This is a genomic window from Paramicrobacterium chengjingii (genome assembly GCF_011751765.2).
Lineage (GTDB): Bacteria > Actinomycetota > Actinomycetes > Actinomycetales > Microbacteriaceae > Paramicrobacterium > Paramicrobacterium chengjingii.
In genome coordinates this window covers 1,029,957-1,056,345 of record NZ_CP061169.1, presented here as the reverse complement: position 1 = coordinate 1,056,345, position 26,389 = coordinate 1,029,957, and the positions used below count along the sequence as shown (strand labels likewise).

Genomic DNA, 26,389 nt, shown 5'->3' with positions numbered 1-26,389 from the left:
CTGCTCAGGCTACATCGAACGCGCCCTCGGGTATTCGCCGTCACGCAGCAGTGAAGCCAAACGTTCGCAAATACCTGCAACGTGCTCATCAAAAAGGTAGTCATCGCACGAGTCACGCACGAACCGCTCGCAGCGATCGCGTAATGCCCGGCATCGTAATGATCCGACGTACTCTGGGTAGGCGTTCAAGGAGGAGCATGTACGTATCGGTTTTCGACCTGTTTTCAATCGGGATCGGCCCGTCGAGTTCCCATACCGTCGGCCCGATGCGGGCGAGTCTCGACTTTGTTCGGCGACTGCGTGAATCCGGCGAACTTTCCCAGGTGCGCCGGGTGGGTTGCACCCTCTATGGATCACTCGGCGCCACCGGCCTCGGGCACGGGACGCCCGACGCAGTCGTTGCGGGGCTTGCCGGCTTTGAGCCCACCACGTGCGACCCGGATCAGGTGAGAGGCGCGTGGGATGCTGCGGCAGGCGCTCACGCTTTAGCGCTCGACGGCGACCACCAGGTGCACTTCGAGCACGACGACGTTGCACTTGAACCGCGCACGCGGCTGCAGCATCCGAATGCTCTGACGCTTGCGGCGTGGTCCGACAGCGCGGTTCCGCTTGTCGAGCACACGTACTTCTCTGTCGGAGGCGGGTTCATTCAGCGCGACGGCGACGATGACGATGAGGCGACCACCGATGTGCCTCTTCCGTACCGCAACGCGGCGGAACTGCTCGAATTGTGCGACGAGCGAGGTCTCGACATCGCACAGATTGCGCGCCTCAATGAGGAGTCACTGCGTTCAAGCGATGAGGTCGACGCGGGTCTCGACGAGCTGTGGCGGGTGATGGACGACTGCGTCAACGCCGGTTTGGCGACAGAAGGGACGCTTCCCGGCCCGCTGAAGGTGACTCGACGAGCATCGGCGCTGCGCACTCGGCTGCAGAGCACAGAGGCAGAGAACGGGCGGTCTCTTCCCGGCGAGTGGCTGCTTGCCTACGCGCTCGCGGTGAATGAGGAGAACGCGTCAGGCGGGCGCGTTGTCACAGCACCGACGAATGGTGCGGCGGGCATCATTCCTGCGGTCGGCCGCTACTACCTGACGTTCATCGACGGCGCAGACGTCGAAGGAATGCGCACGTTTTTGCTGACGGCGACGGCGATCGGAACCCTGTTCAAGGCGAACGCGTCAATCTCGGGTGCCGTGGGCGGCTGTCAGGCTGAGGTGGGATCGGCGTGCGCCATGGCAGCCGGAGCACTCTGCGCCGTGCTTGGAGGCACGCCAGAGCAAGTGGAGAACGCCGCCGAGATCGCCATGGAGCACCACCTCGGGCTCACGTGTGATCCAGTTGCCGGGCTTGTGCAAGTGCCGTGCATCGAGCGCAATGCCATCGCCTCGTCGACCGCTGTGACGGCGGCCCGCCTCTCGCTGAACGGCGACGGCACGCACGTGGTCTCGCTTGACGCCGTGATCGAGACGATGCGTCAGACCGGGCTCGACATGTCAACGAAGTACAAGGAGACGAGCGAGGGCGGCCTTGCGGTGAACGTCATCGAGTGCTGACGGCGGCGGGATCCGGGCCGAGCCCGTTTTCCGCACTCACGTCGCAGTATCGCCGAGCAATGGCTCGGCTCGGCTGAGAAAGTCAGCCACCACAGTGATGATCGATTCTGGTTCCTCGACAGGCACAGCATGCCCGGCCCGCGGGATCACGCGGATCTCGGCGTCAGGAGCGCACTCGGTGACCCGAGTGCTCGCGGCAGCTGGTACGAGTCGGCTTCTTTCACCCAGCACAATCAAAAGGTCTCCCGTGATTCGGCTCCAGTCGTCAGCGGAAATTCGCCGTGGCAGAGGCGACCCTCGCTTCACGAAGTCGATTTGCGCAGATTTCAAAAGGGCGAGTGCATCGCCCTCGGGAAGCCTGCCGCCTCGAACCCAGGCAAGGTACGGCTCAACCTCGCGTTCGCCACCAGCAAGCATCCGAGCCATGCGCCACCAGGCACGCACAGGCATTCCCTTAATCGCTCCAGGCGGCTCAATGGCGATCGTCGAAATCAGACGATCCGTGTGCCGAGTGGCGTATTCAAGCGCTAACCATCCGCCATAGGAATACCCGAGAAGGTGCACACGGCCATAGCCGAGCCCGTCGAGGGTCTCACTAAGCCACTCTGCCGCCTCGGAAGCACGGGATATCGGCCGTTCCTGGACGCTGCGACCGGCATCCCATATCGTGTCGATCGCCACAACCGGCCGTTGTCTGCCCCATTCACGCGCGAAAGGCGCCCACATCGCTGCCGTGCTGCTCCCTCCTTGGAGAAGAACGAGCGGAGCACCCTCGCCTGAATTCCTTGTCACAGAGTAGGCAGTGCGGCCGAAACTCGTATCAATGACGCAATCGTCACGGTCTGGCCAACGTGACATCGCCACCCGCAATAAGTGGTCAAACCGACGCTTTGATGTCTCGTCGCGGAATGTTCCCACTGTGCCGCCCACGCTGTCGCCTCCTCGTTTTATAATGCGCTTGCATCGTAATAGTTCATCAGCAACTTCGCAATGCGATCGCATTGCTAAACTGAGGTGATGCCGAAGATAGTGGATCACGAGGAACGACGGGCGGCGATCGCGATCGGCGTGATCACCGTCATGGCCGAGCACGGAATCGCGGGTGTGAGTCTTCGCACGGTGGCCCGTGCCGCCGGGGCATCGATGGGAAGTGTGCAGCACTACTTCGCGACAAAGGCAGAGTTAGTAAGACTCGCCTGCAGTCTGTTCGTCGAAAAGGCGACGCAACAGCACAGGGCCACCGAGGATGCCCCGCCCGAGGAGCGCATCCGGAATCTGCTGATGCTGGGAATTCCCGGGGCAGCAGAGCAGCGAACGGGCACGGCGATCTGGCATGAATTCGTGATCGCCGGCGTCAATGATGCCGCGATCTCAGACATCATCACCAACGCATGGCAGCAACGGCGTCTCGATTTGATCGAGCAGTTGAAGCGCATCGATACCCTCAGGCGTGCCAGCGACGGCGAGCTCGCCGATCTTCTTGCCGCCACGGCAGACGGGCTAGCCGTCCGCGCAATTCTCGGCGACCTCACCCGCGACCAGGCGCATGACGCGCTGCTGACTCAGCTTGCTGCGCTCAACGTGTCGGACTGACGATCAGCGGCTTCGTCGGCCGAGCTACACCTCGAGCGTCTCAGGCAGACGGCAGGTGAAGTCCTCGCACACGTAGAGCGTCGGCCGCCCATCCACAACGGAGCGACCCTCGAGCAGCTCAATGCCGGATGCCGCGAGTTCACTCGCGCGCGTCTCACTCAGGGGCAGCAGCACGTCGGCGCGCTGACGCCGCACTGCCTCGGGCGCGGTGAACTCGGCTCCGTCGGGAACCACGATGACAGTTTGCCTCGCTGCACCACCAAGCCGCGATGCCTCTTCGAGCAGCGCCCCAAAACCCGCCGGGTTCGCGAGCCCTTGTTCGACAAAGGGAGCAATCGCCGTCTCGGCACGATCCCGTGCTGCGCAGTCCTCCGTGAGCAGCCAGAGCATGCGGCTCGCCCTGGCGCACGCACTCAACCCAGACGGGTACGCACCTTCACTCGGGTCGTCGCGCAGCACAAGCCCGCGAGCCGCAAGAATACCGTCCTGCTGCGGCTCGGCAAAGCCGTCGGCCGTCGCTACCCGGTCGAGCAGATCGCGTGCACGCTTGAGGTACGACACGTCACCCGTCGCGCAGGTCACTTCGATCAGCCCGCACGCGAGCATTCCATAGTCTTCGAGGGCGGCGACGGCTGTGGATGCCGTGTCGACAGTCGACGCTCGCACCAGCACGCCGTCGCCGTCGTGCCGTTGCAACAGTTCGTCCGCAGCAATGCGCGCGACAGTCACCCAGTCCGGTCGGGCAAAGACCAGTCCAGCACGCGCAAGGTTCTCGATCGCCAGGCCGTTCCAGCCGGTGAGCACCTTGCCGTCGAGGGGTGGCGGTTCAAGAGTTCCCCGGTGCTCAGCGGTGTAGTAGCCACCTTCGGTGCGCACGCCGTCAATCATGCTCTCGGAGTCCTGCCCGCTGGCGAAGCCCCAGCCAAGCCATAACGTGTCGAGCAGAAAAGACGCAATGCCCTCAGCCGTTACCCGCGCATCGTCAGACCCGCTTTGCCACGCACGCGTGTACGCCCCAAGCAGCAGCGCGTTGTCATACAGCATCCGCTCGTAATGCGGCTGCGACCAGTCGCGCTGCGTCGCATAGCGAAAGAACCCGCCGTCACGGTCGCGCAACGGCGAGCGCGCCATTGCATCGAGTGTTCGTGTCGCGAGCTCGTCTGCGCCATACGCCTGCAGAAAGCCGATTGCCGGGGCTACGGGAAACTTCGGGGCGCCGCCGAACCCGCCGAAAAGCTCGTCTTCAGCATGTTCAAGTCGGCCAATGGATGCTGTCAGCTGCTCGCGTGTCGGCAACTCTGCGGTCTCGGCACCACGCTCGCCTGCCGCGCGCACAGCAGAGCCGACGGCATCCGCCGTGCTGAGCGCAACGTCGCGCCGGTTCGTCCAGGCGTCGACAACGGCTTCGAGCACCTGCCGAAACGACGGCCGTCCGCCCATCGGCTCGGGCGGAAAGTACGTGCCGGCGTGAAATGCGGCGCCGTCGGGGGCGGCGAAGATGCTGAGCGGCCAGCCCAGCCCCTGTGTAAAAGCGGCGGCCTGAGCCAGGTAGCTTGCGTCAACGCTGGGGTGCTCCTCGCGGTCCACCTTGATGCACACGAAATGCTCGCCCAAGTACGCGGCGATGCCCTCATCGCTGAACGATTCTCGCGCCATTACATGGCACCAGTGACACGTGGCGTAGCCGATGGAGACGAACACGGGTACGTCGCGCTCGACGGCCTCGGTGAAGGCCTCAGCACCCCACGGATGCCACGGCACGGGGTTCTCGGCGTGCGCCCTCAGGTACGGGCTCATCGCGTCGGCGAGACGGTTGACCATGTGTCCAGGGTACGACGGCAGTCGCATGGGCCAAGTGCCGTGCGCTGGCGTCTGGTGCTATTCACGCTCGGTCAATGAGCCTGCTAACGGTAGCGTAGCGCGGCACTACGACCGGATGCGTTTCCAGAGACCGATCTTGTGGGTCTCCTCGAAATCCGTCGAGTGCGCCCCGCGCTCGTCGAACCCCATCACGTGACTTCTCTCATCGAAGCGGGGCCAACGCGGCCCGTGATCCGACTGCGGCACCCCTGTGTGGGCGAACGACGTCCAGTAGTCGATCATCGCGCAGGCGAGCTCGTGCTGCTTCGGCGTGAGCAGGTTTTCCCCGCCGAGGTCGAACAGATAGGGAAGATCCGAGGCGTGCGCGGCTCCCATTGGCAACTCCGGTATCTCGTAGCCGTTGACATTCGGTGCCGTGCTGTCGGCGAACTCGTATGCATAGACGGGAGCACGGGGCGCAAGCAGCTCATGCTCGACGTGTGCCGCATAGGCCCACGACGTGTCTGTCGTGATCGACGACCATGCAATCAGCGCAGATTCGTCACGCACTTCGGCATACATTTCCGCCACAACCCCCGCACTTTCTCTGAACGAGTTCGCCATCAGCTCGGGAAGCCGCTCGTCAGTGATCGGAGTGACCGAATGCGCTCCGGCGATGAACGGCCGCATCTCGTCTCGGGTGTTCCCCGAGATCATCGGCACGCCATGCACTGTGCCGCTACGGATGGCGTCGGCCGGATGCTGGGGAAGCAGCGGCGTTCCCCATGCCACGTGGTTGGCAAAATCGCCCGTGTGCTCCACGAGCGTGCTGGCCTCGACCGCACGCAGCTTGTCGACAGCATCCTCTCCCCCGATGTCGAGCTTCTGAGCGAGCTGTGCTCCCGTCTCAGCGACCCGAGACACTTCCAAATACGGTGTGTGCTCCGGCGAGCGCGGAAACATCACGCCGCACGGCCAGTGCAACATCGGCGATCCCGACTGCAGAATGGCCTTGTGAAAGAGTCCGTTCGCGTCGGGACTCGTCAGCAGGGCACCGATGCTCATGGCGCCTGCCGACTGGCCGAATACCGTGACATTGCCCGGGTCTCCGCCGAATGCGGAAGCGTTGCGCTGCACCCACCTCAGCGCTTCGATCTGATCGGCGAGGCCGAAATTTCCCGACCCGGGCAGCCCCCCGTATCCGAAGTACCCGAAAACACCGAGCCGATAATTGACGGTGATGACGATGACATTGCCCTGCTCGGCCAGTCGCTGTGCGTCATAGGGGTGCCCGCCTCCCGTCGTGAATCCGCCCCCATGCAGCCACACCATGACGGGCAAGGGTTCGCGCGGTTCTGCGAGCGGCGTCGTGATGTTCACGAAAAGGCAGTCTTCATCAGTTTGTTCAGCTGGCTGGCCCGGCAACCCTGGTTGAGGGCACATCGGGCCGGGCCGCGTCGCGTCGGCGATTCCCGACCAGGATGCCGCGGGTCGAGGCAACCTCCACCGGTGCTTGCCTGTCGGTGGGTCTGCGTATCGAACCCCGTGGAAGACGCGCGCTGATTCGGCAAGCATCCCCCGAATACGCCCGGTGTCGAGCGTGATGGTGAGCGGTGCGTGAGTCATTCAGAGTTCTCCTCGGCTCGTGTGAATTCCGTGGCGAGCTGCCACAGTCCAATCCGCTTGAAGTAGGCATGCTGTGCCACCTGGGCGACGACGAACGTCACGGCCCACAATGTCCCTGTGATGAGGGGGACGATGTCAACAGGCAGCGCGTACGCCATAACGACGCGCACGAGCGCATCGGCGATCATGATGGCGCCCCAGAGCACTGTCGATGTGTGCCACGCGCGGCGAAACCGCGCGCTTTCCTCCCACATCTCGTCCCAGAGTTGTGGCCGTAGGCGATCGGCGAGCTTCGTCGTCTCGATCATTGTGCGTGCGAGTGTGAACGCAACCGGCCGCCGAAAGCGCAGACTCATAAGAAAGGCCAGCCCGATTGCCCCCGTGAACCAGCCTTCTCTGGCGAGCAGAAAGCGTGGGCTTCCCGTGATGAACGAGAGCAGCACGCTGCCGGTGAGAATAGCGAGCACGAAGATGCCGAGCGCACCAACCTTTCGCTGTTTGATCGAACGGATGCCTATCGCGACGACGGTCGGCAGCCCGGCAAGAATCAGAGCGAGCACGGCGTCGATTCCGAAGCCCCGAAGAATGTAGAACCCGGCAACGGGCACAACCAGATCTGTGATGATCATGCCAATCTGGCCGCCCAAGCCCGCGAGGGGTCTGTGCACGGTACTGCCTTCGCTCATGATGCCGTCATCGTCAACCCTCGTCATGGTGAATCCTGCATGGCCGTGCGCATGCCACGCGCCTTGTAGCGAGCGAAAAAGTCCCGCACCGACCGTGGGGCCCACAGCAATACGAGCATGATCACGTGGATGCTGTCGCCAGGGATCACCGCCCACAAATATGCGCTCCCCGCTGCAGCCGAGTACAGGCTTCCAAACGTTGCGATCACGAGGTACGCGGAGAGTGCGATGCGAGCCCACTGACGCCCCTGCATGATCTTGACCACGAACCAGATCGAGAGCACGACGTCTATGGCATGAAGCACCACGGCATAGATGATCGACGCGGTCAGCGCGAACTCTAGATAACGAGGGTCGAGCTGTGGATCGTTGGCAATGACGCTGTCACGAAGAAAGCCGTCCCTGCCGATCACCATGGCGACCGGCAGCGCGATCAAGAGAAAGATGCCCACTCCGACAGCGGGAATCAGCCATTTCAGCGGTATGGGAATCTCGGCCCAGCGTGGTCGATGCGTGGTCCGCCCGGCCTCGCCGTTGGCAGACGATTTTGTGGGTGTGTAGTCCATCATTCGGGCAGGTTAGCAAAAATTCAGCAGGGGTGATAGTTTTTTATCCATGGCGCTAATTATTCGCAAGAAGGCCCCGCACTCTCGTGTCGGACGATTCCGCTCGATTACGGCCCGGCGTGCATACACCGAGGCCTACGATGACGCTTTCAGCGCGTTGCCGGCTCCGTCGTCCACTCACGACATCCCGACAACGTTCGGAACCGTTCGCGCGTATTCGTGGTCGGCCCTCAACCCGTCCTCGCGCGCGCCGGTCATCCTGCTTCCCGGTCGTGCTGCGGCGACACCTATGTGGTACGAAAATATTCCTGAGCTAGTCAAGAATCGCCCCGTCATTGCGCTCGACATGCTCGGTGACGCCGGCATGTCACAGCAACGGATGCCGTTTCGCAGCACTCGTGACCACGGGACGTGGCTCCGGGAAGTGCAAACGCGTCTGGCGCCGGGCGGCGCGCATGTTGTCGGTCATTCGTTTGGCGGCTCGACCGCGGCGGCCTTTGCACGAGCTCACCCCGAGATCGTAACGTCGCTCACGCTTCTCGAGCCCGTGCTCACTGTGGCATTCCCACCCCTGCGAATGATGCTCTGGACGACGCTCTTTTCACTGCCCGTTCTGCCTCAGGCGTGGCGAGCCACCGCGCTCGCCCGTGTGGGAGGAAGCGATGACGAGGATGCCGGGGCTCTCGGCCGTATGATCTCGCTCGGCGTCGAGGAGTTTCGTGCAACCCTGCCCGTGCCGCGCCCGATGTCCACAAATCAGCTTGCGCGGCTGACTATGCCTGTCTATGTCGGACTTGCCGAACACCACTCCTTGGCTGGGCGCCCGAGCACTGCACAGCGTGCGCGTGCAGCACTGCCGAACAGCGAGGTCACCATATGGAGCGGAACAACGCACTCTCTCCCCATGCAGGTGCCGGTGCAACTGGCGCAGGTCCTTGACGACTTCTGGACTCACGCCGAAGAACACGATCGACGCCCCGCTGATAACTCCCAACCGAACCGATGATGATAGTTTCCCTCACGACATGACAGAGAAAACCGAACAACAGCAGACGCGGCTGACCTTTATCCAGCGCACACGCCGTAAACAGCTCGTCGAGTGCGCTATTGCCGTCCTCGCCGATGATGGCTACGCGCAGGCATCACTGTCACGCATCGCCAAACGCGCCGACGTCACTCGAGGGGCCATTTCCTATCACTTTGCTGATCGCGACGAGTTACTCGACGCTGTCGTCGCCGAGGTGTACCGCATCGCGACGGAGCAGCTTCAGCCCAAAATTGAAGCGCAGTCCACCACTGTGCAGGCTATACGAACGTTCATCGTCGGCAGCACTGAGTTCTATCGCGATTTTCCCTCGCAGATGGCCGCATTGCACGAGATCGTCAGCCATGCTCGCGGTGATGACGGTTCTGTGCGCCACACCGAGCAGAAACGTGCAAATGAGCAAGAGCTCTCTGCCCTCGGCGTGCTTCTCGAAAGAGGTAAGGCTGCGGGCGAATTCCGAGACTTCTCCACGCCGATTATGGCTCGAACCATCCGCAGCGCGCTCGATGGTCTGCTTGTGCAACTCCGTGCGACGCCAAAGTACGATGCGATTGCGGATGCTGAAGAGCTCGCCGACATCTTTGAGCACGCACTGGTGGCGCACTAAGCGTAAGACGCTATTCGTCTGTCGTGAGCAGTTTCTGCCTGAGCGCGGCTTCGTACATGGTCTCTCGGAGTTGTTCAGCATCGCGGGGCAAAAGGTTATCGAGAGGCACACCGGTAACCAGTCGTTCCGCATCTCCGCGGTCGTGTACGAACTGCGCGGCGACAACGAGGGCAAACTCGGAGTTCAACGTGCTTCCGCGCCTCTTCGTAGCGTCGATTGCGCCGCGCGTGACCGCCAGCGCGAGATCGGCGAGCGGCAGCAGAAAGAAGAGAACGGCTCCCAGCATCACCTCAGGCAGATCAAATACGACGGCAAGAGTCGGCGGCCCTATGCACAGCACAAGAGCAATCGGAACTCCGATCGCGAACATTTTGCCCCGCCCAATGAACATTTGATCCTTCCCCCGGGCTCGATAGCGCACCTGTCCGATCCCCGTCATCGCTCGCACCACGAGATCGGCGCCGATGGTGAACACGCCGAAGCTCCAGCCGCCCCACTTCTTAAGCATTGTTCGCACCAAGAGATATGTGGCAATTCCACAGAGGTTCACGACGACCCCTACGCGCAGACCTGCGAGGACGATCGACATCACGGCAGCAGCGACGACGAATGCGAAACTGAATGTCAGAAGCAAGACCATGCCGAATGACCCCACCGTGCGCCGGGGAAGAATTCGCGCGAGCCTCGGAATATCGCTCCGCAACCGCGCCCAGCCGTCGATATCGTCGGGAAACCCGTCATTGAGCAACACGTTCGCAAGAGTAGCAAGTCGCGGGTTCCCGCGTAGGCGCTACCAGGTGCCGACGTACGTGGACGCCGGTATCTCTGAGGGAATGCCTCGCTGACGCACAAACGGCAGGCCACGACGCACCGCAAGTTCCACACGCGCGCGCACGGACTCGCTTGCCAGTTCGTAGCCAGCGAAATCGGTGTTCGACGCGTACACACCGATGGGAAGCGTCAATGCCTGGAAGAACCCGAACAAGGGCCGAAACTGATGCTCGAGAATCAGCGCATGCTTCTCTCCCCCGCCTGTGGCGGCCAGAAGCACCGGAGTGTCGATGAGTTCGTACTGCCCGACGAAATCGAACAAGTGCTTGAACAACCCCGTAAACGACCCGCGGTAGACCGGGCTCCCCACAATCAGCAGGTCTGCCGACTCGATCGAGCGCAACGCAGCCTCCGCCTTCGGCGACACCTGATCCCTCGTGAGCGCGCCGGCAAAACCCGATCCGATCTCAATTAGTTCGATGACTTCGACGACAACCGTCTCGCGCATCGAGACCTCATCGACGATCGCGCGGATCAAGGCCGTTGTCTTCGAGGGCTCGTGAAGGCTCCCCGAGACAGCGACCACCTTCAGAGGCGTTGCATCGTGTTCAGGCATAAGACGACGCTACGCTCGCAGGCACCAGGGTGAAATCTCACGTCGACATAAGTCGTAATGGATGCTCGCCAGCATCCATTTTTCTCGCGGTCAGTCGCGAACGACTGCCTTTTCCCCCGCGCGAATCGCCGTGTTCAGTCGGTTCTCCGTCGGCGGCAGCGGGCACACGTAATGGTCGGCAAAAGCGCACGGCGGGAGGTAAGCGCGGTTGAAGTCGAGTGTCACTCGGCCGTGTGCATCGGGGGCTGTGATCGGCAAGAAACGGAAGCGGTAGCTCTCGTCGCCGCTGGTGCCGTCGCTGATGACGGCGCGCAGGCCGCGCGGGTCCGTCGTTACAGACAGCGTTGCATGCTCGTCACCGGGAAGCGTCACATCGACCTTGCCCGCGAGCGCGTCACTCGACACGTGTCCATCGATGGCCTCGACGCTCTGCGTGGCCCCGTCACCGGCGTCGGTGAACTGACCGCTGAGCACCCACGATTCGTCTGGGTCGAAGGCAGAGAGATCTCGGATGCTTGTGCGCGTCGTCGCGTCGGGGTCGATCAGGCGCAGCGCCAGCGCTCCGTCGCGTTCGAAGTATCGAATGCGCTTGTCTCCCCACTCAATGTCTTGACCGGTCTCCAGAGCGATTGACGCCCCCTCGACGGTGCCCACCGGGCGACCGTCCTGAAGAATCGTTTTGCCATGCAGCGCCGGAGCCGTGCCGACGATCGTCGCGCCCGACGCCTGCCAGGTGCCGGGCACACCCTCGTACTCGGCAGCCTCAGCGGTCAGCCAATGTGTCGCTACCAGCGATGCGAGGCCGAGCGGTGAGGATGTGGCGCGAACTCGAGATTCGTGCCAGTCCGCCCAAGCAGCGGCGAAATCGTTGGTATCAGTCATGCTTCTCCTCGAATCTTGCCAGGCGCGAATTCGTGCCGTGCGCGCACATGCACATCGCCCAGCCTATGTCAGCCGGGCGACGCGCGCATGACGTGTCAGTTGAGCTCGTCGGGGTGTGAACCGCCGCGCTGCCCGCGTTCCAGAGCCGTGATCCCCGCCATCTCATCATCCGACAGCGTGAAATCGAGAACATTGAAGTTTTCGGCAATGCGATCGGCGTTGTTCGACTTCGGAAACACGATTGTTCCGTTCTGAATGTGCCAGCGGATCACGGCCTGCGCTGGTGTCTTCCCGTGCGCCTGCGCGGCCGACGCCACTGCGGGTTCGTCGAACAGCGGATACTTGCCCTGCCCAAGTGGCCCCCACGCTTCAATGTGGATGCCCTGCGAGCGTGCATACTCAGTGAGCTCTCTCGACTGCAGCGCCGGATGCAGCTCAATCTGGTCGACCGCCGGAACCGTGCTGCTTTCGGCGAGAATCCGCTCGAGGTGTGGCTGCAAAAAGTTCGATACTCCGATCGAGCGGGTCTTGCCGTCTGCCTTGATGCGCTCCATCGCACGCCATGTCTCGGCGTAGAGGTCGCGCTGCGGTGCAGGCCAATGGATCAGGTAGAGGTCGACGAAGTCGAGACCGAGCTTCTCGAGACTCGCATCGATGGCGTCGAATGCAGACTGCGTTCCCTGCATGTCGTTCCACAGCTTTGTCGTGATGTACAGCTCCTCGCGCGGAATGCCGCTCGCCGCGATAGCCCGGCCGACACCTTCTTCGTTACCGTAGATGGCCGCCGTGTCGATGTGCCGGTACCCGGCCTCGAGCGCGTCTGTGACGATACGCTCCGTCTGCTCTGGGTCAACGCGAAAGACGCCGAAACCAAGCTGCGGAATGTAGTGACCATCATTCAGTTGGATAGAAGGTACATACGAGTTAGCCATGGTTTTAGCTAACCACAATCGGATGCCGTTGCGCTGTGTTCCGCGCAGGGCGAACGATCACCGCCCGAGGTCGAAGCCCTCGAGCCCGCTGAACAAGTCGGGCTCGTTCGTCTGGGGCGCGTCGGCGGTCGCCGAGACGCTCCCCTGCCCGTCGAAACCAGGTCCTGATGGTACAGCGCTGCCGTTCTGATACGCCGTTGCTGCGGCGCGTGCGCGTACGTCTGCCGCTTCGTTCATGTCGTGCCCGGCGTGCCCCTTCACCCACTCGAACGAGTAGTCGCGCCCGGTAATCGCCTCGTCGAGCTCTGTGAGCAGGTCGATGTTCATCACGGGCTTGCCGTCGGCCTTGCGCCATCCTTTACGCTTCCATCCCGGCATCCATTTCGAGATGCAGTTGATGGCGTACTGGCTGTCGCACAGAATGTGCAGGTGCTCGTCGGCCAGGTGCGCGGTGGAGCGGAACAGATCGAGCACGGCCATGAGCTCGCCCATGTTGTTTGTACCGTGTGGCCATCCGCCTGCGGCCCACGATGAATCGTCGATGTACCAAGCCCAGCCGGCCGGGCCGGGATTGCCGAGAGCTGAGCCGTCGGCGGCAGCCGTGATCGTCATGCGCCCATCCTTTCACGCTGTTGCGGGTCGGCCCGTCTCTTCCGGGTTCTTGTTTGGCGGCGTTTTTCAAGCAGAGACAGCTTCAATAAACTCTTGATCGTCCGATCGATGATCAGCTTCAGCAACCAACTTGGACTGACGTCGATCCTCCGTGGCGAATTCCTCTGATCTCACGTCTGGAACCCACATCTGAATCAGACGAAAGCCCAGTGCCCGCATCCGCTCACGGCGTGCCCCCACCTGGTCTCTCACGTCCAAATTTCATGATTGCATGTAACACCGATGGTGTCGATGGGCGGCACCGCTACACCTGCGACGTCGCAACGAACACGTCGCCGTCGCCCGACACCGACAACGCCGTCTCATCCGGGGTGATGTACATGGCCTGACCCGCCGTCAGTGTCGCGGCCCCCTGAGCTCCCGTGAGATCGACCTCTCCGCGCGTCACAACGGCAATCGCCGCCTTCTGCAGATCCATCGTCGCATCGTCGTCGTGAACGCTCATGCGGTACAACTCGAAGTCAGGAACGTCGGGGGCAAACACGTCTACGCCGTCACTCACACGCTCCGGCTCGAGATACGGCACCGGAACCGGCTCGAAGTTCAGAACGGTGAGCAGCTCGGGCACATCGACGTGCTTCGGAGTCAGTCCCCCGCGCAGAACGTTATCGCTCGCAGCCATCAGCTCAACTCCGAAACCGTGGAGGTACGCGTGGATGTTCCCCGAGGGCAGATAGAGCGCTTCGCCACGCCGCAGCGTCACACGATTCACGAAAAGCGACACAACGATCCCGGGGTCACCGGCGTAATGCTGCGCGAGTAGCCGCACGGTGTCGACGGCAGGCGTCAGAGGAGCGGATGCCGCCACATCTGTGACGGCCGACACTAGCGCCGACACCTCCGATCCGAGAAGGTACTGAATCACAGAGTGCAGCACATCGGCGTCGTCTCCGTCTAACCGTTCACGAAGTCCGCGCAGCTCTGCGGCCGCAAGACCCTGCCCGTTGTCATCGGCAACCGTGATCAGCGCATCGATGTCGGCCGCGGCATCCGTGACGGGCCGAAACCCACACAGAGCGTCGTACGTCTCGCTGAGCGCCACCACGAGCTCCGGCTTGTGGAAGGCGTCCTTGTAATTGCGGTGTGGCGCATCGAGGGGAATATTTGCCGCGTTCTCGCGGGCGAACCCGGCCTCCGCCTGCTCGGGCGATGGGTGCGCCTGAAGCGATAGCGGAGTCTCTGCAGCCAGCAGCTTGAGCAGAAACGGCAGGCGCCCACTCGTCAACCCGGCGGAGTCCGGCTCGTGTGCGATCCATTCGGCAAGATCGGCATATCCCACGCCCGATCCCGCGAAGATTCGAGAGGGCGATCCAGGGTGAGCGCCGAGCCACAGTTCGGCCTCGGGCTCGCCCGACGGGGTTCTTCCTTGCAGCTCGGCGATCGCGGTCGTCGAACCCCACGCGTATGGACGCGGTGTGTTCTCAATGGCAACGAACAATTCTGCACCTCACTGTCGACGCAGGCGTGCGAATTCATTGTCGACGACGCCCGGGCTTGTTGTGTCCCCACAATCACGCCGAAGTCCGGCGCGGGGCACTTGCATCAACCTACCAACCGTTTCTCACTGTCGCGATACAACGCAATATGCTCGCGAACACAGACGCAGCGACGGCTGCTGCCCTCAATGACACCTCACGTGGGAGACTGCCAATGACGTTCGAACAACTCTCCGCCGATTTCTACGGGTTCTCCAGCCTGCTGAGCGACAACGAGCAAGAGGCACTTCAGCGCATTCGCGATTACATGGAGAGCAATGTTCGCCCGGTGATCAACGAGTACTGGGAGAAGGCAGAGTTCCCCAGTCATCTCGTCCCCGGTTTCCTGGCAACAGACGTCGCCCGTTATGCGTTCGCCGAGACGTCGCCATTCGAGAACTCCGCCGTCTTTCGCGGCTTCGCCGCCCTCGAGATGTCTCGAGTGGATGCCTCAATGGCGACGTTCATCGGTGTGCAGGAGGGACTCGCGATGGGGTCGATCGGCGTCACGGGTTCGGATGAGCAGCGCGCTGAATGGCTGCCGAAGCTCGCCTCGGGCGAGGCGATTGGTGCGTTTGGGCTCACGGAGCCTCTCTCGGGCAGCGACAGCGCCAAGGGCCTTCGTACGACGGCGCGGCGCGAGGGTGACGAGTGGGTGATCAACGGCTCAAAGCGCTGGATCGGCAATGCAACGTTCAGCGACATCACCATCATCTGGGCAAAGGATGAAGCCGACGGCCAGGTGAAGGGCTTTATCGTACCTACGACCACTCCGGGCTATACGGCAACCAAGATCGAACGCAAGATCAGCCTGCGCTCCGTGGAGAACGCTGACATCACGCTCGAAAATGTGCGTGTTCCCGAGAGCCTTCGACTGCAGAACGCCAACTCGTTCCGCGACACGGCACGAGTGCTGCGCCTCACTCGTGCTCAGGTTGCGTGGTCGTCCATTGGAGTCGCCGTCGGTGCCTATGATGCTGCCGTCGCCTACGCGAAAGAGCGTGAACAGTTCGGCAAGCCCATTGCTCAGCACCAGCTCATTCAAGACCACCTGGCCCGCTGCCTCGGCAACATCACCGCGTCGATCTCCATGTGCGTGCGGGTATCGCAGATGCTCGACGAAGGCACGCAGCGCGATGAGCACTCGGCCCTTGCAAAGGGCTTCTGCACGGCTCGTATGCGGGAGACCGTGGCCTGGGCGCGCGAGTCCATGGGCGGCAACGGCATTGTTCTCGACTACGAGGCTGCTCGCTTCTTTGCCGACGCTGAAGCGCTCTACTCCTACGAGGGAACGCACGAAATGAACTCGCTCATCGTCGGTCGTTCGATCACGGGCCACAACGCCTTCGTCTAATCACTCCCTGGCGGGTTCTCCAGAAAGGCGAATGGCGCGGCAATGCTACGGCGTGGAGTGGGGAGGTACTCAAAAATGGAGCATCCCATGCGGTCGCTCAGCGCGCGCAAACCTAATGATCTCGCCGCCGTCATTCGCGCGGTCCGCGGTCGACCGCCTTCGCTGGAACACAACTCGTCTGCTCTCAGGAAACGAATTCAGCCAGCCCAAGAGCTAATCAGACACGTCGACGAGCAGCTGCGCTCAGCGATGAAGCTGTGACACCCGACTACGCGATCTGACTGTTTTGCCGGAACTCCACGTTCACGTCGACATCGTCTGCATCAGGGAGGTCAAGCCACAACGCTGCGACGCCCTTTGCTTCGCGTGCGACCTCGGAGGACTTCCGTGCTTGCCCCATTGCCACGATTCGGCGCCCCTCACTGGCCGTCGATGTCAGCCCAGGAATCTCAAATGTCCACCAATTGCCGTCGTGGTAAGAGACCACATCGAATACGTGAGGCATAAGGCTCATCTCCACTTCTCCGGAGGATCTGGCACCCTCGCGAGCGAAGGAACCGAGCAACATCGCGCGATTTCTGAGGCTTCGACATCAGTCTACGCTTGCGAGAAACGTTGCTGCCGTTCGTTCAATCAGATGAGCTGTGAAAAACGTCGTTCGATGCCGGGCTTGTGAGTATCCGACAACGGTGCCGAAGAGGAGTATGGTTCAGGGGTTCGTCTGAGCTCCTCTTTGCCGACGCTGACGGCATGACTCCGAAGCTCGCAGAAGTGCTTGACGCTGGCAGTACTACTCGACTCTCCGTTGACGACCTCAGCGACTACCTGCGCGAACGCGGTCGCCTGGCGACTGAGCGAGCAGCTGCCAAAAACGCGTGACGTACCAACTCGATCTTGCTGAAGACGCTGAGACAGACATTGATGATGTTCCGAGTGGTCGGTGTTCAGCTTCGGCGAGTCCGTCAGAGACGGCTATCAAGCCCTCATCCTCGCCACTTCGTGGTTTCCCGGCAGGTCGGTCCAGTCATTCAGGTGGTTCGCCTGCTGCATGAGGCGATAGACATTTCTGCTCAGCGCTTCCACGAATAGCCGCTGAGAAGAATCGCCCCCGCGTCCGAGCGCCTCCCGTAGCCATTTGCTATGTGGATTCTGCGCGAGCAAGGTGCCACTCGCGGTTCTTGGCGCGGAACGCTTCGAGGTGCTGCTTCAGCTCCACGGTCGCATGCGGATGGTCTCTGGATACATCACACTTTTCAGCGACATCGGTGGAGAGGTCGAACACTGCCTCGTCGACCGAATGTGGCGGGGTCATTCCCTCCTGCGCACTGACGACAAGTTTCAGGTCGCCCTTTCGAACGGCCCATTGTCCGTCGTGAGACCAAAAGAGCGCGCGTTCGTTCGAATGGTCGCGGTCAGGCTCTCGAAGACGGTCGAGGAGAGAACATCCGTCGATGTCTGGGTCCGCCGGAGGGTGTTCATCGACAGCATGCACGATCGTCGGAAGCACGTCCATCATCGCACCAACGCCGCGATATTCCTGCCCGCTCGGAATGCCTCCGTCGAGCCACGAGACGATCGCCGGCACCCGGATGCCTCCCTCGAAGAGGGATCCCTTCGTTCCACGGAGGCCCCCCGCTGATCCACCAGCGTATGAGGTTTCTTCACCGTTCAACCAGTTGCGACTCTCCGCCGACGGCCCGTTGTCCGAAGAAAAGAAGACCAACGTATTGTCACGCACCCCCTGCGCTTCGAGCGCATCCAAGATGACGCCGATGGCATCGTCCATGGCGGTGATCATCGCCGCCACCATTCGCCGGTCGTCCGGCAGATGGGCGAACCGCTCGACATAGCGCTGCGGTGCATGCAACGGATAGTGGGGGGCGTTGAACGGGACATAGAGAAAGAAGGGATCTTCTGCATTGCGCGATATGAAGTCGGCGGCCCTATCCCCCAGGGTCAACGTGAGATATTCCCCGTTATCCCAAACCTCTTCGTCGCCGTCCCAAAGGTCATGGACAGGGTTGCGTTCGCCCCAGTAGTAAATGTGCGAGTAGTAGTCGACGCACCCAGCTCGAAATCCGAAGCTTTCGTCGAACCCGAAATTCAGCGGACTGTGGTCATGCCCGGCGCCAAGGTGCCACTTCCCGAAGATTCCAGTGCGGTACCCGCGCTCGCGCAATCGAGATGCAAGTGTCTCCTGCGCTGGAAGGCCGGGGGTACCGCGCTCCCCGCCAAGTATCGATTCAACGCCAGCGTGAGCAGGGTAACGACCGGTGAGCAGCGCGGCACGCGAAGGCGAGCAGACTGGCGAGTTGGAATACCACTGCGGCAGCCGAACGCCCGCATTGCACAGACCGTCCAGAGATGGAGTTTCAAGCTCGTGGGCGCCAAAAGAAGGGAGGTCTCCCCAGCCCAGGTCATCGCTGTAAAGAATCACGACATTGGGGCTTTCTGTCTTGTCGGACACTGGCTTCCTTTCGACGATGGCGTTCTCTGACGTTACTCCATCAAATTGATAAGTGGAGCCAGCACCCCAGATGTCCTACGATCTAAGGATGACGCGCACTGACGCGGACCTCGGGGAGAAAACCCAGCACAGGGTCCGAAACGAGCGGCGGGGCACCAATCTGCCTCGCGTGGCCGACTACAACCAAATGCTCGTGCTCGATTTGATTCGCCGTTCTGAAGGGATCAGCAGAGTAGAGCTTGTACAGCGCACCGGACTCAGCGCACAGACACTCTCGAACATCGCCCGTCGCCTTGTCGACGCGCATCTGATCCGCCAGTCCGGCCGTGTGCACTCGGGGGCCGGCGCTCCGCGAACGATTTTCGAAGTCGAAGAGAACGGACGCTACGCGGTCGGACTGCACATCGACCCAGCACGCCTGACCTGCATATTGATGAATCTGGCCGGCGATGTCGTTGCCACCACGGTTGAATCCACCCCCGCGACGCCCGATCCGGCCGACGTACTGAACGCCATTGAAGCATCCATCGGACGATTGATCACGGAGTCCGGAGCGGACCGGTCGCGTATTGCCGGAATCGGAGTTGCGACTCCAGGCCCGATCGATCTGACACAGGGTGCGGTGATCGGCGCGCCAAATCTTCCTGGTTGGGAGATCGTACAGCTGCGCAGCGAGCTCAGCGCCCGCATGGGACTGCCAGTAATCATTGAAAAGGACTCCACAGCCGCCGCTCAAGGTGAGATCTGGAATGCCGACGAAAAGCCCGATAATTTGGCATTTATCTATCTGGGCACCGGAGTGGCAGCGGGCATCGTCCTCGACGGCGAGATCATGCGCGGCGCCAGCGCCAACATTGGCGACATCGGTCATCTCAGTGCCGATCCCGACGGCCCAATATGCTATTGCGGAGGCCGGGGCTGCCTCTCCGCCACTGCCATGCCAGCAACACTCGTAGCCTCCGCAGTTGCGCAAGGCGTACTGCACTCCGTCGATGTCTCAGATGCGCATGCTGTCGAGGTCGCCCTGGCTGAACTCGGGCGGATAGCCACAGCCGGGCACCCGACTGCCATCGGCATTCTTGATCGGGCCGCGCACGGCTTCGGGCGCGTCGCCGGCCAACTCGTGAACATGCTGGATCTCGACGCAATTGTGTTCGGTGGACCCCAATGGGAGACCTTCCGCCCGAGCTTCCTGCGTGTAGTTCCCGCGATCGTTGAGCGCCTGTTTATGGGACGCGATCTTCATCACGTTGACGTGCGGGGCACGTCAATCGGCGATCCTGTCGGTGCAGTCGGAGCGGCTTCCCTTGCAATGTGGTCAACGACATTCGACACACCGGGCCGCCTCTATCTCACCAGTTGAAAAGACCACCCACCCAATCAAACATGGCGAAATAGGCTATTGACTCTGCTTGGTGCCACTACCTAAACTAATTTCGCGCTATTCAATCAATTTGATTATTGCCAGGGTGGCTGGCGCAAGAAGGGAACGCAATGAAGCGCCGACACCTTGTCGCTTTGACGACCGCGGCCATGCTCACGGCTGCTGGTCTTACGTCGTGCTCTGCGGACAGCGACGCCGCAGACGGCCCAGCGAAAATCACAATCCTCGAGTACCAGCAGTCACGTGCAGATGTACTCGAAAAGCTCATCCCTGATTTCGAAAAGGCGATGGAAGCCAAGGGCAAGGAAATCACGGTTGAACTGAATTCCGACATCCTGCCCGATGGCGACGTCAATACGAAACTTACCCAGCAGCTGCACGCCGGAACGGCACCCGACGTCATTGACACGGGTGGCTCGAATATCACGGGATGGGCCGCAGCCGGTTATCTGCTCGAACTCGACGATTACTTGAAGGATTGGGACGGCTGGGACACGTTCTATGACGTGTCCCGCGACCGAGCTCGACAGTCTGACGGCCACTATTACTCCATCCCCCACGAGGCGAGCTTGCAACATCTTTTCGTGCGCGCCGACGTGCTCGATGACCTCGGCATAGATACTTCGCAGCCCGAAACCTGGGACGATCTCATTGACCGCTTAAATGCCGTCAAAGCACAGACCGACAAGGCACCGATCGTAATTCCAGCAGGAACCGCATGGGGTGACGGCACCTTCACAGAGGGATTCCTGCCCATTGTGGCCGGCACCGGAAGTCCCCTGTACAACTCCGATGACGGTACCTGGACCGTCGAGAGCAAGGGGTTGACGGCAACATTTGAGTTGTACGACGAGCTCGTGAAACAACAACTATTGCCTGTCAAGGACCTGCTCAATCCGAACCCATGGGAGCCTACGAAGTACGAGGCTTTCCCAGCCGGGACAATGCCCGTCGCTGCACAGGGAACATGGGGCTGGCGCTACGATTGGGGCCCCGATGGGTCGGCCCCGATCGATGATGTGCAAGACAAAGTGATCACGTGGGACTACCCCGCGCTTGTCGACGGAACGAAGCCGTACTCCGTCAGTGGTGGCGGCTACAACTACGCAGTCAACGCGGAGAGCGAGCATGCGGACGCTGCAGTCGAGTTCATCAAATGGTTATCGTCAGACGAAGCACTCGCCAAGCAGCTCGCTGTCGTCGGCGCGGCCTCTCCGCGTGAAGGAATCTCTGATATCGAACCATATGCAAGCGAGCCGACTCTGCTTGACGCGGAATCGAAACTCACGAACGCTATCGCACCGCCGACTGGCGAAGGCAGCGACCAAGTCTCGCAAGCGGTTCAGCACGCGACTGCTCAAATTCTCACGGGTGACGCGAACGGCAAGCAGGCCGCGAAGGAATTCGCGAACGAAGTGCGCGAATTCCTCGATCCAAGCTTCATCGCCGAATGACGTCCACAACCCTCACCCCAACGCGCCGGCGCCGCGGCCTTCAGCAGCGCGGCCTCGTGCCGCTGCTGTTGGGTCCATCAGTGGTACTTATAACGGCATTCGTGTTGATTCCTGCCGTGTACGGCATCTACCTCAGTTTCACCAACACTCAGCTGACCGGATCGGCGGCACGCAACCCGAAGTTCGTGGGTCTCGATAACTATGCCCACTTGCTCACCTCCGAGGACTTCCTCGGCTCCGTGTGGAATACCGCACAGTTCGTGTTCTTCTCGGCAATCATCGGCCAGACCGTGCTGGGAATGATCGCTGCACTCATCTTGAGCCGAAAATGGCTCCGAGGTAAGGGCGCGTTCGGTGCTGCGGTGCTGCTTCCAATGGTCGTGCCAGAGGTTGTCGCGTCTTTGACATGGGCGAGTGTCCTGTCGCCAAGCGGGGACGGCACGTTGAACCGGTTTCTCGATGTCTTCGGGGCCGGACCGGTTGCTGCTCTTCAAGGCGCCCCAATGGTCTGCATCATCGTCGTCAACATTTGGCGGGGTATCGCCTTTGCCATGATCATGTTCCAAGCGGCGCTGGAGGACGTTCCCGACGAGCTCATCGAAGCCGCCCGCATCGACGGTGCCGGACCGTGGCAAGTGTTCCGCCATGTCATCCTTCCCCTGATCCGCGGAGCGGTGTTTCTGTACTTGCTGTTGACAACGATCACAACGGTCGGCGTTTTTGGCCTTGTGTACTTTCTCACCCAAGGCGGTCCAGGTAACGCGACCGAGTTGACGGCCATCTTTATCTACCAACGGGCGTTTCAGTACTCGCAAATCGGCTTGGGGAGCGCAGCGTCCGTGATCCTGCTCATACTGCTGCTGATCTTCGGCCTCACCTATGTGCGCCTTTCGAAAGTTGAGGTCTGATGACTTACAGCAGCACTGCAATGAGAACCAGCGCCCCGCTGCGCCGACGGCGACCTAGTACGTTTCGATCAGTGCAACGCACACTGCAGTACGTCTTAATCACGCTGCTTGCGTTATTCTGCCTTATTCCGTTCGCATGGCTCGTGCTCAGCGCGTTTGATGCAGATGCGGGTTCAACCGTTCAACTGCCCGATCTCACGGCCAACAACTTCGTGCGATTCTTCACTGAAGCCAACACTCCTCGACTGCTGGCAAATAGCCTCATCATCTCCGTCATTGCTACCGCGCTGAACCTTGCGGTCGGTGTGCTCGGTGCCTACGCACTGTCGAGGTTCCGCTTTCGTGGGCGTGCGACGTTTATGTTCGCCATTCTGCTGATCCGAGTGATCCCTGCGCCAGCCACGATCGTCGCTCTGTATCTGCTGATGGTGAAGGTGAATCTAGATAATTCGCTTTTCGGGTTGATCCTCGTCGAAGCGGCAGCTGCTCTCCCGATCACACTGTGGATGCTTAAGGGGGCAATCGATGCGGTCCCTGTCGAGCTCGAGGAAGCCGCGTGGCTTGACGGGAACAGCCGGTTTCAGGGAATTATCCGCGTCGTCGCCCCCCTCGTGATGCCGGGGCTTGGGGCCACAGCAATGCTGACATTCATGGCGGTCTGGGGTGACTTCCTCACGCCTCTCGTACTCCTGCAGTCCCCAGACCTGTACCCACTATCAATCGGGTTGTTCCGCGCGTTCAGCGCCTTCAACCAAGTCGACTGGGGTCTACTGGCGGCGAGCGCGATGATCTACATGATTCCACCCGCGATCCTCTACATGGTGCTTCGCAAGCACTTGCTCCGATCAAGTATGGGCGGCGCCATCAAGGGATAACCGCTCTATAGCACGTCTTCACACGTGCAATCTTCCGCCTTTATCTGCCCTACGGGGCACCGCTCTTCAACATGGAAAAGGAACGATTCATTGGTAGTCGATGTCAACCCGCACGGACGAACTCAGCTCGACGAGGCCGCCCTCGCAATGCTTCGAGTGCGCCGCTTCACACGATTCCGCATCGAGCCGGCCATTTACTGCGAAGCACGTCCCGTGCAGGTTCGTGCCTGGGAAGTGAACGGCGAACCAGTGCCGTTCTCGCATGCGACGGCACAGACCTTCGAGCCGTTTGAACTTGGCGCGTGCTGGGGTCGCCCGTGGGACACCGTGTGGTTTGAAGTTGAGGGCGAAGTGCCGTCAGACTGGGATCCGTCGGAGACGGAGCTCGTCGTCGATCTCGGGTTCACCTCCGACCAACCGGGATTCCAGGCCGAGGGAACGGTTTACGACGAGAACGGGTCAATAATCAAGGCACTCGAACCTTTGAACGCATGGGTGCCACTACCGGATGTTGGGCCGTTTCGAATCTTCATCGAGGCGGCCGCGAATCCTGTCGTGCAGGTTCCATATGAGTACGAGCCTACGCACGTCGGTGATAAGTCGACGGCTGGCAGCGAGCCGATCTATACGCTCCGCGAACTCTCGATCTCACGTCGAGACCTCGTCGTATGGGAACTCCTCCAAGACATAACGGCCCTCGATGGCCTCGTCGACGTTCTCCCCGTTGACGGCTCACGGCGAGCTGACATCATTCATGCGCTTGCTCGCATGGTCGATGTGATGGACCCTGACCATATCGCTGAGACAGCCGCTGCTGGCCGAGAAGCCCTCGCCAGCGTGCTCTCCGGTACTGCGCCAGAAAGCGCCCTGATCGTCTCTGCGGTCGGGCATGCGCACATAGACTGCGCATGGCTGTGGCCAACACGTGAGACGATCCGCAAGGTCGCGCGAACGTTTTCGAATGTTCTCGACCTGATTGACCGCGATCCTGATTTCGTCTTCGCTGCGTCGTCCGCACAGCAGTATGCCTGGGTCAGGGACACCCAGCCCGAACTCTTCGAACGCATTCGAAAGGCAGTCAAAGCCGGCCGTATTCGACCTGTCGGCGGAATGTGGGTGGAGTCAGACACAAATATGCCTGGCGGCGAGGCGCTCGTTCGCCAGTTCGTGCTCGGCACGAGGTTCTTTCGTGAAGAATTCGGAGTCACAAGCAACGTGGGCTGGCTCCCCGATTCCTTCGGTTACAGCGGCGCTCTGCCCCAGATCATTCGGTCTGCGGGAATCTCACACTTCCTGACTCAGAAGCCTTCCTGGAACGAGACGAATCCAATGCCGAATTCAAGCTTCCTCTGGGAAGGCATCGATGGTTCTCGCCTGTTTACTCACTTTCCCCCTGCCGAGACGTACAACTCCGATCTCGGTGCTGCCGATTTAGCGCGAAGCGAGCGAAAGTTCCGCCAGAAGGGCGCTGCGCGCAATGTCATCGGACTCTTTGGTTGGGGGGACGGCGGCGGTGGTCCCACACGCGAGATGCTCGGAGCTGCTGCGCGTAAACGTAATCTCGATGGTTCACCGCGTGTACGTCTCAGCGATCCCGAGTCGTTCTTCGAAACAGCATCCGCCGAACTCAGAGAACCACCCGTCTGGGTCGGCGAAATGTACCTCGAGCTGCACCGGGGCACGTTGATCTCGCAAGCGCGCAGCAAACGTGGAAACCGCCATTCCGAAGCGTTGCTTCGGCAGGCCGAGCTCTGGGCCGCAACAGCGACCATGCGTTTCGGAGTGGACTACCCGTATGAGACCTTGGAGAAAGCGTGGGAGACCGTTCTTCTGCTGCAATTCCACGACATACTCCCTGGAACCTCAATCGCGTGGGTCCATCAAGAGGCAGAGCAACAATACGCAAAGGTGGAGTCAGAGCTCACGTCTGTCATCGAGCGCTCACTCAGGCAGCTCTCTGGAGACGGAGGTCAAATACTCAAGGCGAATGCCGGTCCGCTCGCTCGACGAGGAGTTCCAGCGATGGGCGTTGGCCCAGAATGCACCGGTATTGCAGTCGATGCACGCGACAACGGCGATAGCTTCGTGCTCATCGACGATTCTCTCCGCGTCGAGATCGACCGTCGCGGCGCGTTGCTCTCTGTCGTGGATCTCGCCGTGAATCGTGAGCTCCTACCGGAGGGAACCGCGGGCGGTGTGCTACAGCTCTTCCGCGATACTCCACGGGAATGGGACGCATGGGATATCAATGACGAAGACAAGCGCTCGCGGAAGGATTTACTCGAGCCTGTCAGAATCCATCTTGACGAAGATGCCGTTTTCGCTCGACACGTCGTGGGCGACACCACGATAGATGTACGTCTCAGCCTCGTCGATGGGCACGTAAAGTACACGTTCGACATTGACTGGCACGAGTCTCAGAAACTGTTGAAACTCGCCTTCCCGCTCGATATCCGAGCAGATCATGCCACCTCAGAAATCCAGTTCGGTCACCTTCACCGGCCGATACACCAGAACACATCGTGGGACGCTGCACGGTTCGAAACAGTCGCCCACCGTTGGGTCCATGTCGGCGAGCCCTCCTACGGGGTAGCCATATCCAACGATACGGTCTACGGACACGACATCCGAAACGGACAATCGCCGAGCGGCAAACCCATGACGACAGCCCGGCTTTCACTCGTGCGCGCGCCGCGCTACCCGGATCCGCGTGCAGACCAGGGCCATCATTCGTTCAGTGTGGCACTACGCCCCGGCGGCATCCCCGAGGCGATTGCCGACGGCTATGCCCAACATCTCCCCCTGCGTGAGGTGCGGGGCACCGCCGTGGCGCCGCTTCTCGAAGTGAGCGATCCGTCGATCGTGGTCGAGAGCGTCAAGCTGGCAGAAGATCGATCGGGTGATCTCATCGTGCGAGTGTATGAAGCCCATGGCAATCGATCTTCCGCCACGCTGCGCACGAACTACGCATGGAGCAGCGTTCAGACGACCGACCTTCTGGAAGACTCAGCACCGGCCGTCGCGCTGCGCTCTGTGATCGACGGAACCTCCGTCGATCTATGCTTGCGCCCATTCGAACTCGTAACTCTCCGTTTCGCCTCCCTGAACCGATAAGGACGACCA

At 61.2% G+C, this 26,389-nt stretch carries 24 protein-coding genes and 1 pseudogene; 11 read left to right on the top strand and 14 right to left on the bottom strand.

The window, feature by feature from the left end; all coding sequences use genetic code 11:
• The first annotated feature begins 197 nt into the window (after nucleotides 1–197).
• Entirely contained in the window at nucleotides 198–1,553 is a 1,356-nt protein-coding gene (locus HCR76_RS05095) for an L-serine ammonia-lyase (protein WP_166988833.1), read from the top strand.
• Between the two features lie 36 nt (nucleotides 1,554–1,589).
• Here HCR76_RS05095 and HCR76_RS05090 read toward each other — a convergent pair whose 3' ends face one another.
• Nucleotides 1,590–2,411, bottom strand: coding sequence for an alpha/beta fold hydrolase (locus HCR76_RS05090; RefSeq protein WP_268920989.1), 822 nt, complete (start codon nucleotides 2,409–2,411; stop codon nucleotides 1,590–1,592).
• A gap of 159 nt (nucleotides 2,412–2,570) precedes the next feature.
• Here HCR76_RS05090 and HCR76_RS05085 point away from each other — a divergent pair, with 159 nt between their 5' ends.
• Nucleotides 2,571–3,146 carry a TetR/AcrR family transcriptional regulator gene (locus HCR76_RS05085; protein ID WP_166988829.1) on the top strand — a complete coding sequence of 192 codons (576 nt, stop codon included), beginning with the start codon at nucleotides 2,571–2,573 and terminating at the stop codon, nucleotides 3,144–3,146.
• 24 nt (nucleotides 3,147–3,170) lie between these two features.
• Here the strand turns inward: HCR76_RS05085 and HCR76_RS05080 are convergent, their stop codons facing one another.
• From HCR76_RS05080 to HCR76_RS05065, 4 genes are all read right to left on the bottom strand, one after another.
• Nucleotides 3,171–4,967, bottom strand: coding sequence for a thioredoxin domain-containing protein (locus tag HCR76_RS05080; protein WP_166988827.1), 1,797 nt, complete (start codon nucleotides 4,965–4,967; stop codon nucleotides 3,171–3,173).
• A gap of 105 nt (nucleotides 4,968–5,072) precedes the next feature.
• Nucleotides 5,073–6,572, bottom strand: a complete 1,500-nt coding sequence (locus HCR76_RS05075) for a carboxylesterase/lipase family protein (RefSeq protein ID WP_166988825.1) — start codon at nucleotides 6,570–6,572, stop codon at nucleotides 5,073–5,075.
• Nucleotides 6,569–7,285, bottom strand: coding sequence for a VC0807 family protein (locus HCR76_RS05070; RefSeq protein ID WP_198248144.1), 717 nt, complete (start codon nucleotides 7,283–7,285; stop codon nucleotides 6,569–6,571). The genes HCR76_RS05075 and HCR76_RS05070 overlap by 4 nt, the downstream gene beginning before the upstream one ends.
• Nucleotides 7,282–7,827, bottom strand: coding sequence for a hypothetical protein (locus tag HCR76_RS05065; protein WP_166988823.1), 546 nt, complete (start codon nucleotides 7,825–7,827; stop codon nucleotides 7,282–7,284). The genes HCR76_RS05070 and HCR76_RS05065 overlap by 4 nt, the downstream gene beginning before the upstream one ends.
• A gap of 46 nt (nucleotides 7,828–7,873) precedes the next feature.
• Between HCR76_RS05065 and HCR76_RS05060 the strand changes: the two genes are divergently transcribed.
• Complete coding sequence (locus HCR76_RS05060; protein ID WP_166988821.1) at nucleotides 7,874–8,830, top strand: alpha/beta fold hydrolase; 957 nt, start codon at nucleotides 7,874–7,876, stop codon at nucleotides 8,828–8,830.
• Nucleotides 8,831–8,849: 19 nt separating this feature from the next.
• On the top strand, nucleotides 8,850–9,476 hold the full coding sequence (locus HCR76_RS05055; protein WP_166988819.1) for a TetR/AcrR family transcriptional regulator: 627 nt from the start codon (nucleotides 8,850–8,852) through the stop codon (nucleotides 9,474–9,476).
• Nucleotides 9,477–9,486: 10 nt separating this feature from the next.
• On the opposite strand, the gene HCR76_RS05050 is transcribed toward HCR76_RS05055, so the two are convergent.
• The 7 genes and pseudogenes from HCR76_RS05050 to manA form a co-directional block, all read right to left on the bottom strand.
• A complete protein-coding gene (locus HCR76_RS05050) occupies nucleotides 9,487–10,227 on the bottom strand; it encodes a hypothetical protein (RefSeq protein ID WP_166988817.1) in 741 nt (246 codons plus the stop codon).
• A 39-nt stretch (nucleotides 10,228–10,266) separates the two neighbouring features.
• A complete protein-coding gene (gene msuE / locus HCR76_RS05045; protein ID WP_166988815.1) occupies nucleotides 10,267–10,863 on the bottom strand; it encodes an FMN reductase in 597 nt (198 codons plus the stop codon).
• Nucleotides 10,864–10,953: 90 nt separating this feature from the next.
• Nucleotides 10,954–11,745 (bottom strand): DUF1684 domain-containing protein, encoded by a 792-nt coding sequence (locus HCR76_RS05040; protein ID WP_166988814.1) that lies wholly within the window; start codon nucleotides 11,743–11,745, stop codon nucleotides 10,954–10,956.
• 95 nt (nucleotides 11,746–11,840) lie between these two features.
• Nucleotides 11,841–12,677 carry an aldo/keto reductase gene (locus HCR76_RS05035; RefSeq protein WP_166988812.1) on the bottom strand — a complete coding sequence of 279 codons (837 nt, stop codon included), beginning with the start codon at nucleotides 12,675–12,677 and terminating at the stop codon, nucleotides 11,841–11,843.
• A 99-nt stretch (nucleotides 12,678–12,776) separates the two neighbouring features.
• Nucleotides 12,777–13,289, bottom strand: a pseudogene (locus tag HCR76_RS05030) (ribonuclease H family protein); the annotation flags it as partial.
• 66 nt (nucleotides 13,290–13,355) lie between these two features.
• Nucleotides 13,356–13,529: an antitoxin MazE family protein gene (locus tag HCR76_RS17525; protein ID WP_280529497.1), complete on the bottom strand. Its 174-nt coding sequence runs from the start codon at nucleotides 13,527–13,529 to the stop codon at nucleotides 13,356–13,358.
• A gap of 64 nt (nucleotides 13,530–13,593) precedes the next feature.
• Nucleotides 13,594–14,787 carry a mannose-6-phosphate isomerase, class I gene (gene manA, locus HCR76_RS05020; RefSeq protein WP_166988808.1) on the bottom strand — a complete coding sequence of 398 codons (1,194 nt, stop codon included), beginning with the start codon at nucleotides 14,785–14,787 and terminating at the stop codon, nucleotides 13,594–13,596.
• Nucleotides 14,788–14,999: 212 nt separating this feature from the next.
• On the opposite strand from manA, the gene HCR76_RS05015 reads away from it, so the two are divergent.
• The gene (locus HCR76_RS05015) at nucleotides 15,000–16,178 is read left to right on the top strand and encodes an acyl-CoA dehydrogenase family protein (RefSeq protein ID WP_166988806.1); all 1,179 of its coding nucleotides are present in this window, start codon (nucleotides 15,000–15,002) and stop codon (nucleotides 16,176–16,178) included.
• Nucleotides 16,179–16,446: 268 nt separating this feature from the next.
• Here the strand turns inward: HCR76_RS05015 and HCR76_RS05010 are convergent, their stop codons facing one another.
• Complete coding sequence (locus tag HCR76_RS05010; RefSeq protein ID WP_166988804.1) at nucleotides 16,447–16,692, bottom strand: hypothetical protein; 246 nt, start codon at nucleotides 16,690–16,692, stop codon at nucleotides 16,447–16,449.
• Nucleotides 16,693–16,928: 236 nt separating this feature from the next.
• Here HCR76_RS05010 and HCR76_RS17610 point away from each other — a divergent pair, with 236 nt between their 5' ends.
• Nucleotides 16,929–17,057, top strand: a complete 129-nt coding sequence (locus tag HCR76_RS17610) for a hypothetical protein (protein WP_268920965.1) — start codon at nucleotides 16,929–16,931, stop codon at nucleotides 17,055–17,057.
• Nucleotides 17,058–17,316: 259 nt separating this feature from the next.
• Here the strand turns inward: HCR76_RS17610 and HCR76_RS05005 are convergent, their stop codons facing one another.
• A complete protein-coding gene (locus tag HCR76_RS05005) occupies nucleotides 17,317–18,645 on the bottom strand; it encodes a sulfatase-like hydrolase/transferase (RefSeq protein ID WP_166988802.1) in 1,329 nt (442 codons plus the stop codon).
• Nucleotides 18,646–18,733: 88 nt separating this feature from the next.
• Between HCR76_RS05005 and HCR76_RS05000 the strand changes: the two genes are divergently transcribed.
• From HCR76_RS05000 to HCR76_RS04980, 5 genes are all read left to right on the top strand, one after another.
• On the top strand, nucleotides 18,734–20,008 hold the full coding sequence (locus HCR76_RS05000) for an ROK family transcriptional regulator (protein ID WP_166988800.1): 1,275 nt from the start codon (nucleotides 18,734–18,736) through the stop codon (nucleotides 20,006–20,008).
• Nucleotides 20,009–20,139: 131 nt separating this feature from the next.
• On the top strand, nucleotides 20,140–21,483 hold the full coding sequence (locus HCR76_RS04995; protein WP_166988798.1) for an ABC transporter substrate-binding protein: 1,344 nt from the start codon (nucleotides 20,140–20,142) through the stop codon (nucleotides 21,481–21,483).
• Nucleotides 21,480–22,391, top strand: coding sequence for a carbohydrate ABC transporter permease (locus tag HCR76_RS04990; RefSeq protein ID WP_166988796.1), 912 nt, complete (start codon nucleotides 21,480–21,482; stop codon nucleotides 22,389–22,391). The genes HCR76_RS04995 and HCR76_RS04990 overlap by 4 nt, the downstream gene beginning before the upstream one ends.
• A 71-nt stretch (nucleotides 22,392–22,462) precedes the next feature.
• Nucleotides 22,463–23,266, top strand: a complete 804-nt coding sequence (locus tag HCR76_RS04985) for a carbohydrate ABC transporter permease (protein WP_198248143.1) — start codon at nucleotides 22,463–22,465, stop codon at nucleotides 23,264–23,266.
• A 90-nt stretch (nucleotides 23,267–23,356) separates the two neighbouring features.
• Nucleotides 23,357–26,380: an alpha-mannosidase gene (locus HCR76_RS04980; protein ID WP_342357142.1), complete on the top strand. Its 3,024-nt coding sequence runs from the start codon at nucleotides 23,357–23,359 to the stop codon at nucleotides 26,378–26,380.
• Nucleotides 26,381–26,389: the final 9 nt, after the last annotated feature.